We start from the raw sequence: 13,672 nt of genomic DNA, 5'->3' as shown, positions 1-13,672 counted from the left end.
GCACCCCCGTGATCGACTCGACCACGTCCCCCAGCGACTCCAGATGCTGGATGTTCACCGTCGATATGACATCGACACCCGCTTCGAGCAGCTCCTCGACGTCCTGCCAGCGCTTGGCGTTGCGCGAACCCGGCACGTTCTTGTGCGCCAGCTCGTCGACGAGGGCGACGGCGGGGGCCCGGCGCAGGACCGCGTCGACGTCCATCTCCGTGAACGTCGAGCCGCGGTACTCCAGCTCCTTGCGGGCCACCTGCTCCAGGCCGTGCAGCATCACTTCCGTACGGGGACGGTCGTGGTGCTCCACGAAGGCCACGACGCAGTCGGTACCGCGCTCGGTACGGCGGTGCGCCTCGGACAGCATCGCGTACGTCTTGCCGACGCCCGGTGCCGCACCGAGGTAGATCCGTAGCTTGCCGCGTGCCATGGCCTCATTGTCTTCCCGAAACTGCTGTGTACGCAGAGTCGACCTTACGGCCAAGATTTACGGCAAAGCGGACGAGGTGGACCTTCCCGGAGCTCCTTGACACATCCCTGATGCCCTGGCGGGGGCTCAGCGCGACTGTCCCCGTGCGTCAGGGCCTTCCGGGCCTTCCGGGCCTTCCGGGCCGCAGAAGAGGCCCGTGCCGGTTCAGAGGAGGCCCGTACCGGTTCAGGAGGGGCCCGTGCCGGTTCATAAGAGGCCCGTGCCGGTTCAGGAGAGCGAACCGGCACGGGCCTCAGTGCGGCGGAGGGCGTCAGCCCTTGTCGGTGACCAGGTGTTTCAGGTCGATGTTGAGCTTCAGGACGTTCACGCGCGGCTCGCCGACGAAGCCGAGGATCCGCCCGTCAGTGTTCTTCTCGACGAGCCGGTCGACGTCCTCGACGCTCAGGCCGTTGCGCTCGGCGACCCGGTGGACCTGGAGCTCCGCGTACTTCGGGGAGATGTGCGGGTCGAGGCCCGAGCCGGAGGACGTGACGGCCTCGGCGGGGATGTCCGCGGGCCGCACCGTGTGGCCGGCCGTCGAGTTGTCCTTGATGACGGCGTCCCGCGCGGCCAGGACCTGGGCGCACAGGCCTTCCTCCGCCCTCGGGTCGCAGACCTCCTTCCTGCCGCCGTCGGTCTTCTTCGCACCGGAGTCGCCCGCGAGGTTGGTGGCTCCGGACAGGATCAGCTGGTACCGCGTGTTCACGGTGTTCTCGCCGAGCCCGTTGGAGGGCCGGGGCTGGAACCACTTCAGGTCCGGCTCCGGGGTCTCCTGGCCCTTCTTCAGCGGCAGGTCGTAGCGCTGCCCGATCAGTTCGGAGCCGACGACCCGGCCGCCGTCCTCGATCTCGGAGCCGTTGGCCTTGTCGTGGAACAGGGCCTGGGCGACGCCGGTCACGGCGAGCGGGTAGAGCACGCCGCACAGGACGGTCAGGACGAGCAGGGCGCGCAGTCCGGCGCCCAGCAACCGGGCGGTGTTTCCTACGGAGTTGTTCATTTCAGGTCAGCCAATGCCCGGGATGAGGGAGATGAGCAGGTCGATGATCTTGATGCCGGCGAACGGGGCGACGAGGCCGCCGAGCCCGTAGACGCCGAGGTTGCGCCGCAGCATCCGGTCCGCGCTCATCGGCCGGTACCGCACGCCCTTCAGGGCGAGGGGCACGAGGGCCACGATGATCAGCGCGTTGAAGACGACGGCCGACAGGATCGCGGACTTGGGACTGGACAGGTCCATGATGTTGAGCTTGTCCAGGCCCGGGTACACCACGGCGAACATGGCCGGGATGATCGCGAAGTACTTGGCGACGTCGTTCGCTATGGAGAACGTGGTCAATGCACCACGGGTGATCAGCAGTTGCTTGCCGATCTCAACGATCTCGATCAACTTGGTGGGGTCGGAATCAAGGTCGACCATGTTCCCGGCCTCCTTGGCGGCCGAGGTGCCGGTGTTCATGGCCACGCCGACGTCGGCCTGCGCGAGCGCGGGTGCGTCGTTGGTGCCGTCGCCGGTCATCGCGACCAGCTTGCCGCCGGCCTGTTCGCGCTTGATGAGCGCCATCTTGTCCTCGGGCGTGGCCTCCGCGAGGAAGTCGTCCACGCCCGCCTCGTCGGCGATCGCCTCGGCCGTCAGCGGGTTGTCGCCCGTGATCATGACGGTCCTGATGCCCATGCGGCGCAGTTCGTCGAACCGCTCCCGCATGCCTTCCTTGACGACGTCCTTGAGGTGGATGACGCCCAGGACCCGGGCGCCGTCGGCATCCTCCAGGGCCACGAGCAGCGGTGTGCCGCCCGCCTGCGAGATCGCGTCGGTGAGCTCCTGGGCCTCGGCCGTGACCGTGCCGCCGCGCTCCTCGACCCAGGCGACGACCGAACCGGTCGCGCCCTTGCGGACCTTGCGCCCGTCGACGTCCACGCCCGACATCCGGGTCTGGGCGGTGAAGGCGATCCACTCGGCACCGGCGAGTTCGCCCTGGTGCCGCTCGCGCAGGCCGTACTGCTCCTTGGCGAGGACCACGACGGAGCGGCCCTCGGGGGTCTCGTCGGCCAGCGAGGAGAGCTGGGCGGCGTCGGCCACCTCGGCCGCGGTGGTGCCGCGCACCGGCACGAACTCGGCGGCACGGCGGTTGCCCAGGGTGATGGTGCCGGTCTTGTCCAGGAGCAGTGTGGAGACGTCACCGGCGGCCTCGACGGCCCGTCCGGACATGGCGAGCACATTGCGCTGCACCAGGCGGTCCATGCCCGCGATGCCGATCGCGGAGAGCAGCGCGCCGATGGTCGTGGGGATCAGACAGACCAGGAGCGCGGCGAGCACGATCATCGACTGCTCGGCGCCCGCGTACACGGCGAACGGCTGGAGGGTGACGACGGCGAGCAGGAAGACGATGGTCAGCGAGGCGAGCAGGATGTTCAGGGCGATCTCGTTGGGCGTCCGCTGCCGGGCCGCGCCCTCGACGAGGTTGATCATCCGGTCGATGAAGGTCTCGCCCGGCTTTGTCGTGATCTTGATGACGACGCGGTCGGAGAGGACCTTCGTGCCGCCGGTGACCGCCGAGCGGTCGCCGCCGGACTCGCGGATGACCGGCGCGGACTCCCCCGTGATCGCGGACTCGTCGACGCTCGCGACGCCCTCGACGACGTCGCCGTCGCCGGGGATGACGTCACCGGCCTCGCAGACGACCAGGTCGCCGACGCGCAGCTCGGTGCCGGGCACCCGCTCCTCGCTCCTGCCGACGACGCGGCGTGCCACCGTGTCGGTCTTGGCCTTGCGCAGCGTGTCGGCCTGGGCCTTGCCGCGGCCCTCGGCGACGGCTTCCGCGAGGTTGGCGAAGACGGTGGTCGCCCACAGCCACGCGGTGATCGCCCAGCCGAACCAGTCACCGGGGTCGGTGCAGGCGAGGACGGTGGTGAGCACCGAGCCGATCAGGACCACGAACATCACGGGGGACTTGACCATCACCCGCGGGTCCAGCTTGCGCAGGGCGTCCGGGAAGGACTTCAGGAGCTGCCCGGGGTCGAAGAGACCGCTGCCGACCTTGCCGCCGTCCGGCTTGTGACCGCCGGGCACGTCCGGGTGGGGCGCGCCGGTGGAGGTGGCCGGGGAGGCCGTGGGGGCTTGGGACATGGAGCCGGGCTCCTCTTGCTTCCTGGTGTCGGTGGTGTGCCGGGGGGCGGTGGTGTGCCCGGTGTCGGCGGTGTGCTTCCTGGTGTCGGCGGTCATGACGCGAGCCCCTCGGCCAGCGGCCCGAGCGCGAGCGCCGGGAAGTACGTCAGACCGGTGATGATCATGAGGGTGCCGACCAGCAACCCGCTGAACAGGGGCTTCTCCGTACGGAGGGTGCCGACCGTGGCCGGGACGGGCTTCTGCGCGGCCAGCGAACCGGCGAGCGCGAGGACGAACACCATCGGCAGGAACCGGCCGAGGAGCATCGCGAGGCCGATCGTGGTGTTGAACCACGGGGTGTCCGCGCTCAGTCCGGCGAAGGCCGAGCCGTTGTTGTTGGCGCCGGACGTGAAGGCGTACAGGACTTCGGAGAAGCCGTGGGCCCCGGTGTTGAGCAGGGAGTCCTTCGGTGTGGACAGTGCCATCGAGGCGCCGGTGAAGCCGAGGACGAGCGCGGGCGTGACGAGGATGTAGCAGGCGGCGAGCTTGATCTCGCGGGTGCCGATCTTCTTGCCCAGGTACTCGGGCGTGCGGCCCACCATCAGGCCCGCGATGAAGACCGCGATGATCGCCATGATGAGCATGCCGTAGAGCCCGGACCCGACACCGCCGGGCGCGATCTCGCCGAGCTGCATGCCCAGCATCGTGATCCCGCCGCCGAAGCCGGTGTACGAGGAGTGGAAGGAGTTCACCGCGCCGGTGGACGTCAGCGTGGTGCTGGTCGCGAAGAGCGCGGAGCCGCCGATGCCGAAGCGGGTCTCCTTGCCTTCCATCGCCCCGCCGGCCAGGTCGAACGCCGGGCCGCCGTGGTGGAACTCGGTCCACATCATCAGGGCGGTGAAGCCGACCCAGATCGTCGCCATCGTGGCGAGGATCGCGTAGCCCTGCCGGATCGAGCCGACCATCCGGCCGAAGGTCCGGGTCAGGGCGAACGGGATGACGAGGATCAGGAAGATCTCGAAGAGGTTCGAGATCGGGTTCGGATTCTCGAACGGGTGGGCCGAGTTGGCGTTGAAGTAGCCGCCGCCGTTCGTGCCCAGCTCCTTGATGGCCTCCTGGGAGGCGACCGCGCCGCCGTTCCACTGCTGCTCGCCGCCCGTGAACTGGCCGACCCCGTGGATGCCGGAGAAGTTCTGCAGGGCGCCGCAGGCGACGAGCACCAGCGCGCCGACGACGGAGATCGGGATCAGGACGCGGACGACACCGCGCACCAGGTCGGCCCAGAAGTTGCCGAGCTCGCCGGTGCGCGAGCGCGCGAAACCTCGTACCAGAGCGACGGCGACGGCGATCCCGACGGCCGCCGAGACGAAGTTCTGCACCGCGAGGCCGCCGGTCTGCACGACGTGGCCCATGGCCTGTTCGCCGTAGTACGACTGCCAGTTGGTGTTGGCGACGAACGAGGCCGCCGTGTTGAACGCCTGGTCGGGATCGATGGCCCGGAAGCCGAGCGAGCCGGGCAGCGAGCCCTGGAGGCGCTGGAGCAGGTAGAGGAAGAGCATCCCGGCCAGCGAGAAGGCGAGGACGCCGCGCAGATAGGCGGGCCAGCGCATCTCGGTGTTCGGGTTGGCGCCGATGCCCTTGTAGATCCACTTCTCGACGCGCAGATGCTTGTCGGAGGAGTAGACCCGGGCCATGTGGTCGCCCAGCGGGCGGTGGGCGAGGGCCAGCGCGGCGATGAGCGCGAGGAGCTGGAGCACCCCAGCGAGGACCGGACTCATGGGGTGGCTCAGAACCTCTCCGGGAACACGAGGGCGAGGACGAGATAGCCGAGCAGGGCGACGGCCACGACGAGTCCGACGATGTTTTCGGCGGTCACAGCTTCGTCACCCCCTTGGCGACGAGTGCCACCAGGGCGAACACCGCGAGCGTGGTGACGACGAAGGCCACGTCGGCCATCGTGTGCTCCTAGATGAGATACGGAAGTGCTGACGAGTCGAGGAAACCGCCTCGTTGGCGGGTTTCGATCGCTGTTGACGCCTCCCATACGGGGACAGGCAGCGCATTGACGACTCTCTTACGGGTCCCGTTTCCTCTGGTTTCCGCGTTTTTCGCCCGGTGGACAGGGGCGCGCCCAGAAAAAAGCCGGTGGGCCGCACCCCCCGCGGGGAGTGCGGCCCACCGGCTCGCGTACTGCTCGGTGCTCAGGTGCCTCAGCGGACCTCGGTGATCTCGGGGCCGCGCGCGAGCTGGCCCATGCCGCCGGAGAACCGCGAGGTCTCCTGGTCCTCCTGTTGCACGCCGCCCTCGGCGACCATCTGCGCGTCGTCCGGCAGCTTCAGGACGATCGGGTCGCGCGGGGCCATCGGGCCCTCGCCGCGGACCACGACCGTGTCCCGGAAGATCTGCTCGAGGAGGCCTGCGGCCCCCGGCTGCACGGCGCCCTGACCGGAGATGACGCCCCGCAGGAACCACCGCGGACCGTCCACACCCACGAACCGGACCACCTGGAAGCCGCCCGTGCCGTCCGGGAGCTGCACCGGCACCTGCGCCCGCAGCTCCCAGCCGAGGGTGCCCTCGACCTCGTCGATGACACCGCCCTGCTGGGTGATGCCGGAGGCGATCTCCTCACGGACCTCGCCCCAGATGCCCTCGCGCTTGGGGGCGGCGAAGCCCTGCAGCTGGATGGCGCTGTCCTGGAGCACGACGGTGGCCGCGACGATCGCGTCACCGGCGACCTCCACGCGCAGCTCCATGCCCTCGACGCCCGGCACGAACAGGCCGCCCAGGTCCACGCGGCCCTCGCCGGGCTCACGGACCTCGGAGACGTCCCAGGGACCGTCGGGACGCGGCTCGGGCTCCAGGCGCACGCGCTGCGACCCGCCCGCGACCTCACCGCCCTCGCCGTCCGCACCGCTCTCGGCGTCCTCGTTCACGGTGCCGTCGACGACCTGCTCGGCCTCGCCCGCCGCGTCCTCGGCGGCACTGCTCTTCTTGCGACGTCCGAACACGTCACTGTCCTTCCCGGTCGGATACGACCGATGCGTATCGATTCCCACCCGTTTGTTCACCCGCGCTGGCGCCCACGGCGGCATGGCCCCCGGTGGACCCGAATCCCCCCTCGGCCCGCACCGAGCCGGGAAGCTCCGCCACCTCCTGGAAGCGGACCTTCTCGACCTGCTGGACGACCAGTTGGGCAATCCGGTCGAAGCGCTCGAACCGCACGCTCTCGCGCGGGTCGAGATTCACCACGATCACCTTGATCTCCCCACGGTACCCGGCATCAATCGTCCCCGGGGCATTCACCATGGCGACACCGCAGCGGGCGGCGAGGCCGGAACGGGGGTGCACGAAGGCCGCGTACCCCTCGGGCAGCGCGATGGACACCCCGGTCGGCAGCACCGCGCGCTCGCCGGGCGCGAGTTCGCAGCTCTCCGTCGTCCGCACATCGGCACCGGCGTCACCGGGCTGTGCGTACGCCGGGAGCGGTACGTCGGGGTCGACGCGCCGGATCAGCACGTCCAAGGGAGCAGGGTGGGTCACGGGTTCACCTCGAAGGCGCGGGCGCGCCGGATCTGGTCCGGGTCGTTCATGGCCGCACGGATCTCCTGCGGGCGGCCGTTGTCGATGAAGTGGTCCACCTTCACCTCGATGAAGAGGGCGTCGGCGCGCACGGCGACGGGGCCCTCGGGCCCGCCTATCCGCCCGGTGGCGGTCGAGTAGATCTTGCGTCCGGCGACGGCGGTGACCTCGGCCTCCAGGAAGAGGACCGTGCCGACGGGCACCGGCCGCGCGAAGTCGGTCTCCAGGCGCCCGGTCACCGCGATCACCCGCAGCAGCCAGTTCAGGGAGCCGAGCGTCTCGTCGAGCGCGGTGGCGAGTACACCGCCGTGCGCGAGCCCCGGAGCGCCCTGGTGCGCCTCGCGCACCGTGAACTCGGCGGTGATGGCGACACCTTCGCCGGCCCGTGCCGCCAGGTGCAGCCCGTGGGCCTGCCCCTCCCCGCAGCCGAAGCAGTGTTCATAGTGCGCGCCGATGAGCTCGCCGGGCGCGGGCGCGTCCGGGTGGCGGACGGGAGGTATGGCGTCCGCCGGGGGCGTCAGAGCTGCTGATGTACCACTCACAGGCGCAGACCTTACCTCCGCGTCAGCGGCCGTCGCGCACCATGCCAAGCTTGGCTTCATGCAGCCTTATGAAGAACGCCTGACCGCGCCTCGTTCGTGGTGGCTCGTCTCGGTGCTCGTCGGCCTCGCCGGTGCCCTGACGATGCTCCCGTTCGGCACGCTGCCGCTGCTCGGCGGCCTGGTCGGCGGTACGGCTCTGGCGGCGGTCCTCACCAGCGCGTACGGCTCGGTGCGGATCCGGGTCGTGGCCGGGTCCCTGGTCGTCGGGGACGCGAGGATCCCGGTGACGGCGCTCGGCGAGGCCGAGCCCCTCGACGAGGCCGAGGCCCGCGCCTGGCGGTTCCACAAGGCGGACCCGCGCGCGTTCATGGTCCTTCGCAGCTACATCCCGACGGCGCTGCGGGTGGAGGTGACGGATCCCGACGATCCGACGCCGTACGTGTACGTGTCGACGCGCGATCCCCAGGCTCTGGCGGCGGCCCTCGACGCGGTCCGCGCGGCCTAGCGCCCGTCTCGGGCGGCCCTGCCTGTCCCGGACAGGCCTGGGCGGAGGAGTCCGTCCTCGGCGCCGCGGGCCGTCAGCCGCCGAGTTCCCTGCGCTTGCCGGCCGTCCCGCGCAGCACCTTGCCCAGGGGCAGCGGGTCGAGGGGCTTCTCCATGGGCGGCAGGTCCGGGAGGGCGTCCCACGGCACCTGCGTGCGGCGCAGGTCGCCGCGCACGCGCTCGGCGAGCTTCCTGGTGTCCCTGCGGTTCATCACCGCGCCCACCGCCGCGCCCACCATGAAGGGCATCAGGTTCGGCAGGTTGCGGACCATGCGCTTCATGATCTGCTGGCGCAGTTCCCGCTTCAGCTGGCCGCCCAGGGCCGCGTTCACCGATGCGGGCTTCACCACGTCGATCCCGCGCTCCTCGGTCCAGGCCCGCAGATAGGCGCTGCTGCGCTCCTTGAGGTTGCCTTCGGGCCGCCGGCCGTACACCTCGTGCAGCTCGGCGATCAGTTTCAGCTCTATGGCCGCCACGCCCGTGATCTCGGCGGCGAGCTCGGCGGGCATCGCCGGCGGCACGGGCAGCATCGCCGCCGCGCCGACTCCGGCGCCCACCGTGGAGGTCGCGTTCGCCGCGCCGGTGATGAGCTTGTCCGCGAGCTGCTCGGGACCGAGGCCCGGGAACTGCTTGCGGAGGGTCGCCAGGTCGCGGACCGGGACCCGCGGGGCGTTCTCGATGATCCGGTCGGCGAGATAGCCGATGCCCGCCTTGGCACCCTGCCCGCCGCGGCGCACCCCGTTCCTCAGTCCGTTCGTGACGGCGGCGAGCCGCTGGGCCCTGGTCGAAGGCCCTCCGGTGTCCGCCGCCGCGCCGTCCCCGTGTTCCGTGCCGGCCGCTGCCGCGCGGTCGGCGCTGTTCCGCCGGTCCACGGCGGAGCCGTGCACCAGCGCGGGGACCGCCTTGTACGCCGCCTCAGCGGCCCCTGGCGTCCCCGCGGTGCCGTCGCCCTGCTCTGCCGCGCCGGATGACTCGAGCGAGGCCTCAGGGCCCCGCCCGGCGTCCGTCGCGCCCTCGGGCGCTTCCGCGTCCGCTTCCCGGTCCCGGAAGCGGCGCTTCCAAGGCGGGGTCGAGCCTGTCACGGCCGACCCTGCCTCAGTCGCAGTCGCGGCAGATCGGCTGGCCGTTCTTCTCCCGGGCCAGCTGGCTGCGGTGGTGCACGAGGAAGCAGCTCATGCACGTGAACTCGTCCTGCTGCTTGGGGAGCACGCGCACGGCGAGCTCCTCGTTGGACAGGTCCGCGCCCGGCAGCTCCAGGCCTTCCGCGGCCTCGAACTCGTCGACGTCGACGGTCGACGTGGACTTGTCGTTCCGCCGGGCCTTCAGTTCCTCGATGCTGTCCTCGTTGAGATCATCATCGGTCTTGCGTGGGGTGTCGTAGTCCGTTGCCATGTCGCTCTCCCCCTCTGGGTGTCTGCGGTGTCTCAGCGCACGTAACGCGTGAGAGGCCGGACTTGTGCCCGACCTGAGGCGGAGATTTTGCCTCACATCAAGGTCTGTTACTCAATCGACACCCAACCGCACCCCTGAAGAGGTGATCGGTTTGGATGGCGATCGGGACCGTACACGGTCCGAATGTCGCACTTCACGGGCGCCACCCCGTGTACTTCCCGTGATCAAGACCCCTGAAAACCCGGATTTTCCCGGCTTTCCGGCGACTTTGACGGTCACGGAGAGTAGATGGCTGAAAATTCGCTCGTGTGATCGATCACACAGGAACTTCCCAGGACCAGGTCCCGAAAATTCCGCTCAAAGCGAACATCCTGCCGCTTCCGCGGAAGCATCTCAGATCGGCAGGGTGACTCGCATCACGAGCCCACCCCCCTCGCGCGGCTCCGCGATGATACGGCCCCCGTGGGCCCGCGCCACCGACCGGGCGATGGACAGGCCGAGCCCCACGCCCTTGTCGCTGCCCGTCCGCTCCGTGCGCAGCCTGCGGAAGGGCTCGAAGAGGCTGTCGATCTCGTACGCCGGGACGACCGGGCCCGTGTTGGTCACCACGAGGACGGCCTGGCCGTGCTGCGCCTCGGTGGTCACCTCGACCCAGCCCGCCTCCTTCACGTTGTACCTGACCGCGTTCTGTACGAGGTTCAGCGCGATGCGCTCCAGGAGGACGCCGTTGCCCTGCACCACCGCGGGGCCCCGCTCGCCGCGGATCTCGACACCCTTCTCCTCGGCCTCGGAGCGCGCCTGGTCGACCGCCTGCCCGGCCACCTCGGCGAGGTCCACGGGCTTGCGCTCCACTATCTGGTTGTCGCTGCGGGCGAGCAGGAGCAGGCCCTCCACCAGCTGCTCGCTGCGCTCGTTGGTGGCGAGCAGCGTCTTGCCGAGCTGCTGGAGCTCCACGGGGGCACCGGGGTCCGAGAGGTGCACCTCCAGGAGCGTGCGGTTGATCGCGAGCGGGGTGCGCAGCTCGTGCGAGGCGTTGCCCACGAAGCGCTGCTGGGCGGTGAAGGCCCGCTCCAGGCGGTCGAGCATCTCGTCGAAGGTGTCCGAGAGCTCCTTCAACTCGTCGTCGGGACCGTCCAGTTCGATGCGGCGGCTCAGATCCGTGCCCGCCACCCTGCGGGCCGTGCGCGTGATGCGGCCGAGCGGGGACAGGACGCGGCCCGCCATCGCGTAGCCGAACGCGAAGGCGATCACCGCGAGGCCGAGCAGGGCGAGCAGGGAGCGGCTCAGGAGGTTGTCCAGGGCGTGCTGGCGCTGGGTGTTCACGCAGTCGTTCATCGCCTGGTTGAAGTCGCTGGGCGAGGCCTGGCCCGGCAGGTTGCAGACCTCGCTCGTCACCTTGCCCGAGACGATCTTGAACGGCAGCTCGCTGCCCACGTTGAGCGCCTGTGCCGCGAGCAGGTAGATGATCGACAGCAGCAGGATGCCCGCGATCAGGAACATGCCGCCGTACAGCAGCGTGAGCCGTATGCGGATGGTCGGGCGCAGCCACGGGAAGGGCGCTTCGACCTTGCGCGGGTCCCAGGTGGGCTTGGGGGGCGCCGCCGGGGGCGCGGGGGTCGCGGCCACCGGGTCAGATCCGGTAGCCGGAGCCCGGCACGGTCACGATGACGGCGGGCTCGCCGAGCTTGCGGCGCAGGGTCATGACCGTGACGCGGACGACGTTCGTGAACGGGTCCGTGTTCTCGTCCCAGGCCTTCTCCAGGAGCTGCTCGGCGGAGACCACGGCGCCCTCGCTGCGCAGCAGCACCTCCAGGACGGCGAACTCCTTCGGCGCGAGCTGGATCTCCCTGCCCTCGCGGAAGACCTCGCGGCGGTTGGGGTCGAGCTTGATGCCGGCGCGCTCCAGGACGGGCGGCAGCGGCACACTGGTGCGCCGCCCCAGGGCGCGCACGCGGGCCGTGAGCTCGCTGAACGCGAACGGCTTGGGGAGATAGTCGTCGGCGCCGATCTCCAGGCCCTCGACGCGGTCGCTGACGTCGCCGGACGCGGTGAGCATCAGCACGCGCGTGGGCATGCCCAGCTCGACGATCTTGCGGCAGACGTCGTCCCCGTGGACGACCGGGAGGTCGCGGTCCAGGACGACCACGTCGTAGTCGTTCACGCCGATGCGCTCCAGGGCGGCCGCGCCGTCGTACACGACGTCGACGGCCATGGCCTCCCGGCGCAGTCCGGTGGCCACCGCATCGGCGAGCAGCTGCTCGTCCTCGACGACGAGTACGCGCACGTCGCTTGTCCTTCCTCTGCGCCCCGCGCAAGGTCGCGCGGGGCAGGTCTATTACGTGGAGTGAGGCCTCCATCCTGCCCCTTTCGGCCATAAACCGGCTGTAAGGCGGCCTCGGGCCCCGGGAATGCGGGATTTTCTGGTCCGGTGGAGGTTTCCGTGGAACGGGGCGGGGGGAGGACGGCCTTACACCCCGCGATCACGCTTCGTATGTGGCACACCACGACCTGCTTCACGCAGCGGGCGCCGGACGTGATCGCCCCTTCTCCACGGCACACCCCCGTGCCACCGACCCACGACCCAGCCGAGGGGGCGCAACCATGGACGCATTCACCGCAGGTCTCCTGCAGCGCATAAAGACCACGGAGTCCGACCTCACGCGGGCCCGCGAAACAGGCGACGAGTTCCTCGCAGAGGTCGAACTGGCCGAGCTCGAGGATCTGCACCGCCTGGCCGCGGAGCACGGCGTGGAGGTCGCCGCCCCGACCCCCTGACCGGCACGTCTCCAGCGTCCGGTCGCAACAGCGCGCGACAGGGCCCCGGCACCTCGGGGGAGGTGCCGGGGCCCTGTCGCGTGCGGTGGCCCCCCGCGGGGCCCGCGGGCGGAACCGTCTGCCCGCGGGGCGGGCAGGGCCGTCTCAGTCGTGCCAGGCGCCGAGGTCGTCGAGGAGGCTCTGGAGCGGCTCGAAGAGGCCGGGCGGGCCCGCCACCGTCAGCTCGCCCGACAGGGGCTCTCCGGGGCGCCCACCGGTGCGGGCGCCCGCCTCCCGGGCGATGAGGTCGCCTGCTGCGAAGTCCCAGGGGTTCAGGCCGCGTTCGTAGTACGCGTCCAGGCGGCCCGCCGCCACGTCGCACAGGTCGATGGCCGCGGACCCGGCCCGCCGGATGTCCCGCACGCGCGGCAGGAGCTGCCCGACGACCTCGGCCTGGCGGGCCCGCCGCTCGGCGACGTACCCGAAGCCCGTGCCGACGAGGGCCTGCTCGAACGGGGGTGCCGTGCGGACCCGCAGGGGGGTGTCGCCGACGTACGCGCCCTGGCCGAGCACCGCGCGGAACGTCTCGCCGCGCACGGGCGCGTGCACGACGCCGACGAGGGTCTCGCCGTCCTTGCGGGCCGCGATGGACACCGCCCAGTCCGGGCGCCCGTACAGGTAGTTCACCGTGCCGTCGATGGGGTCGATCACCCACTGGACGCCGCTGGTGCCCCCGTGGCTCGCGCCCTCCTCGCCGAGGACGCCGTCGCCCGGCCTGCGCGCGGCGAAGAAGTCAGTGATCAGCTTCTCCGAGGCGAGGTCCATCTCGGTGACGACGTCGACGGCGCTGCTCTTGGTGGCGGCGACGCCCAGGTCGGCCGGGCGGCCGTCGCGCAGCAGGGCGCCCGCGCGGTCGGCGGCCTCCAGGGCGACGGTGAGCAGTTCGGCCTTCAGCTGGTCCAGCTTGAGCTGGTCCTGCTGCGGCCGGTCTTGCCTCAGCCGGTCCTGCCTCAGCCGGTCCTGCTTCAGCCGGTCCTGCTTCAGCTCGTCCTGCTTCAGCTGGTCCTGTCGACGGTCCTGCCGGGCGGGGTCGGTCACGGTGCTCCTTGATGCGTGCGGGTGCGCACCTCTGTGCGTACGGGGGGTGCGCCCCGATGCGTACGGGGGGTGCGCTAGGTCGTGTCTTCAATTGATCTCGTGTGCTGGATCATGGTCGGGTGATACGTCGCCATGAACTGTCCGATGCCGAGTGGGAGTTCGTCCGGCCGCTGCTGCCTGTGTCCTTGCGGGGGCGGAAGC

The 13,672-nt window shown here is 70.6% G+C and carries 15 protein-coding genes; 2 read left to right on the top strand and 13 right to left on the bottom strand.

The genetic code is table 11. From position 1 onward, the window contains the following. The 8 genes from GPA10_RS41360 to GPA10_RS41325 all read right to left on the bottom strand — a co-directional run. The coding region (locus tag GPA10_RS41360) for a histidine kinase (protein WP_484600355.1) at nucleotides 1–424 on the bottom strand (424 nt) is incomplete at its 3' end. A 310-nt stretch (nucleotides 425–734) separates the two neighbouring features. Continuing rightward, nucleotides 735–1,460 (bottom strand): potassium-transporting ATPase subunit C, encoded by a 726-nt coding sequence (locus GPA10_RS41355; RefSeq protein WP_157169887.1) that lies wholly within the window; start codon nucleotides 1,458–1,460, stop codon nucleotides 735–737. 6 nt (nucleotides 1,461–1,466) lie between these two features. Continuing rightward, nucleotides 1,467–3,584 (bottom strand): potassium-transporting ATPase subunit KdpB, encoded by a 2,118-nt coding sequence (gene kdpB / locus GPA10_RS41350; protein WP_157169891.1) that lies wholly within the window; start codon nucleotides 3,582–3,584, stop codon nucleotides 1,467–1,469. A 92-nt stretch (nucleotides 3,585–3,676) separates the two neighbouring features. Beyond that, nucleotides 3,677–5,341, bottom strand: coding sequence for a potassium-transporting ATPase subunit KdpA (kdpA, locus tag GPA10_RS41345; protein WP_157169886.1), 1,665 nt, complete (start codon nucleotides 5,339–5,341; stop codon nucleotides 3,677–3,679). An 8-nt stretch (nucleotides 5,342–5,349) separates the two neighbouring features. Further along, entirely contained in the window at nucleotides 5,350–5,439 is a 90-nt protein-coding gene (kdpF, locus tag GPA10_RS41340; RefSeq protein ID WP_033264828.1) for a K(+)-transporting ATPase subunit F, read from the bottom strand. Nucleotides 5,440–5,773: 334 nt separating this feature from the next. Continuing rightward, complete coding sequence (locus tag GPA10_RS41335; protein WP_058852570.1) at nucleotides 5,774–6,571, bottom strand: DUF3710 domain-containing protein; 798 nt, start codon at nucleotides 6,569–6,571, stop codon at nucleotides 5,774–5,776. 1 nt (nucleotide 6,572) lies between these two features. Beyond that, the gene (gene dut / locus GPA10_RS41330; protein WP_058852667.1) at nucleotides 6,573–7,079 is read right to left on the bottom strand and encodes a dUTP diphosphatase; all 507 of its coding nucleotides are present in this window, start codon (nucleotides 7,077–7,079) and stop codon (nucleotides 6,573–6,575) included. A 20-nt stretch (nucleotides 7,080–7,099) separates the two neighbouring features. Then, nucleotides 7,100–7,684, bottom strand: a complete 585-nt coding sequence (locus tag GPA10_RS41325; RefSeq protein ID WP_058852571.1) for a PaaI family thioesterase — start codon at nucleotides 7,682–7,684, stop codon at nucleotides 7,100–7,102. 58 nt (nucleotides 7,685–7,742) lie between these two features. Between GPA10_RS41325 and GPA10_RS41320 the strand changes: the two genes are divergently transcribed. Continuing rightward, nucleotides 7,743–8,189, top strand: coding sequence for a DUF3093 domain-containing protein (locus GPA10_RS41320; RefSeq protein WP_058852572.1), 447 nt, complete (start codon nucleotides 7,743–7,745; stop codon nucleotides 8,187–8,189). 73 nt (nucleotides 8,190–8,262) lie between these two features. Here the strand turns inward: GPA10_RS41320 and GPA10_RS41315 are convergent, their stop codons facing one another. From GPA10_RS41315 to GPA10_RS41300, 4 genes are all read right to left on the bottom strand, one after another. Further along, entirely contained in the window at nucleotides 8,263–9,309 is a 1,047-nt protein-coding gene (locus tag GPA10_RS41315) for a hypothetical protein (protein ID WP_343041900.1), read from the bottom strand. Between the two features lie 13 nt (nucleotides 9,310–9,322). Then, a complete protein-coding gene (locus GPA10_RS41310; protein WP_003951337.1) occupies nucleotides 9,323–9,619 on the bottom strand; it encodes a DUF4193 domain-containing protein in 297 nt (98 codons plus the stop codon). Nucleotides 9,620–10,012: 393 nt separating this feature from the next. Then, nucleotides 10,013–11,245 carry a sensor histidine kinase gene (locus GPA10_RS41305; protein ID WP_058852574.1) on the bottom strand — a complete coding sequence of 411 codons (1,233 nt, stop codon included), beginning with the start codon at nucleotides 11,243–11,245 and terminating at the stop codon, nucleotides 10,013–10,015. Nucleotides 11,246–11,249: 4 nt separating this feature from the next. Beyond that, entirely contained in the window at nucleotides 11,250–11,903 is a 654-nt protein-coding gene (locus GPA10_RS41300) for a response regulator transcription factor (protein ID WP_030563223.1), read from the bottom strand. A 317-nt stretch (nucleotides 11,904–12,220) separates the two neighbouring features. Between GPA10_RS41300 and GPA10_RS42030 the strand changes: the two genes are divergently transcribed. Next, nucleotides 12,221–12,394, top strand: coding sequence for a hypothetical protein (locus GPA10_RS42030; protein WP_198351864.1), 174 nt, complete (start codon nucleotides 12,221–12,223; stop codon nucleotides 12,392–12,394). 144 nt (nucleotides 12,395–12,538) lie between these two features. On the opposite strand, the gene GPA10_RS41295 is transcribed toward GPA10_RS42030, so the two are convergent. Next, the gene (locus GPA10_RS41295) at nucleotides 12,539–13,336 is read right to left on the bottom strand and encodes an inositol monophosphatase family protein (protein WP_157169888.1); all 798 of its coding nucleotides are present in this window, start codon (nucleotides 13,334–13,336) and stop codon (nucleotides 12,539–12,541) included. Nucleotides 13,337–13,672: the final 336 nt, after the last annotated feature.

This window comes from Streptomyces typhae (genome assembly GCF_009755605.1).
GTDB lineage: Bacteria > Actinomycetota > Actinomycetes > Streptomycetales > Streptomycetaceae > Streptomyces > Streptomyces typhae.
This window is presented reverse-complemented; position numbering and strand designations above follow the sequence as displayed.

Excerpts from the sequence above, each read along its gene's own strand:
- kdpA (WP_157169886.1), bottom strand. The coding sequence starts at position 5,341 with ATGAGTCCGGTCCTCGCTGGGGTGCTCCAGCTCCTCGCGCTCATCGCC.
- GPA10_RS41310 (WP_003951337.1), bottom strand. The coding sequence starts at position 9,619 with ATGGCAACGGACTACGACACCCCACGCAAGACCGATGATGATCTCAAC.
- GPA10_RS41320 (WP_058852572.1), top strand. The coding sequence starts at position 7,743 with ATGCAGCCTTATGAAGAACGCCTGACCGCGCCTCGTTCGTGGTGGCTC.
- kdpB (WP_157169891.1), bottom strand. The coding sequence starts at position 3,584 with ATGTCCCAAGCCCCCACGGCCTCCCCGGCCACCTCCACCGGCGCGCCC.
- GPA10_RS41355 (WP_157169887.1), bottom strand. The coding sequence starts at position 1,460 with ATGAACAACTCCGTAGGAAACACCGCCCGGTTGCTGGGCGCCGGACTG.
- GPA10_RS42030 (WP_198351864.1), top strand. The coding sequence starts at position 12,221 with ATGGACGCATTCACCGCAGGTCTCCTGCAGCGCATAAAGACCACGGAG.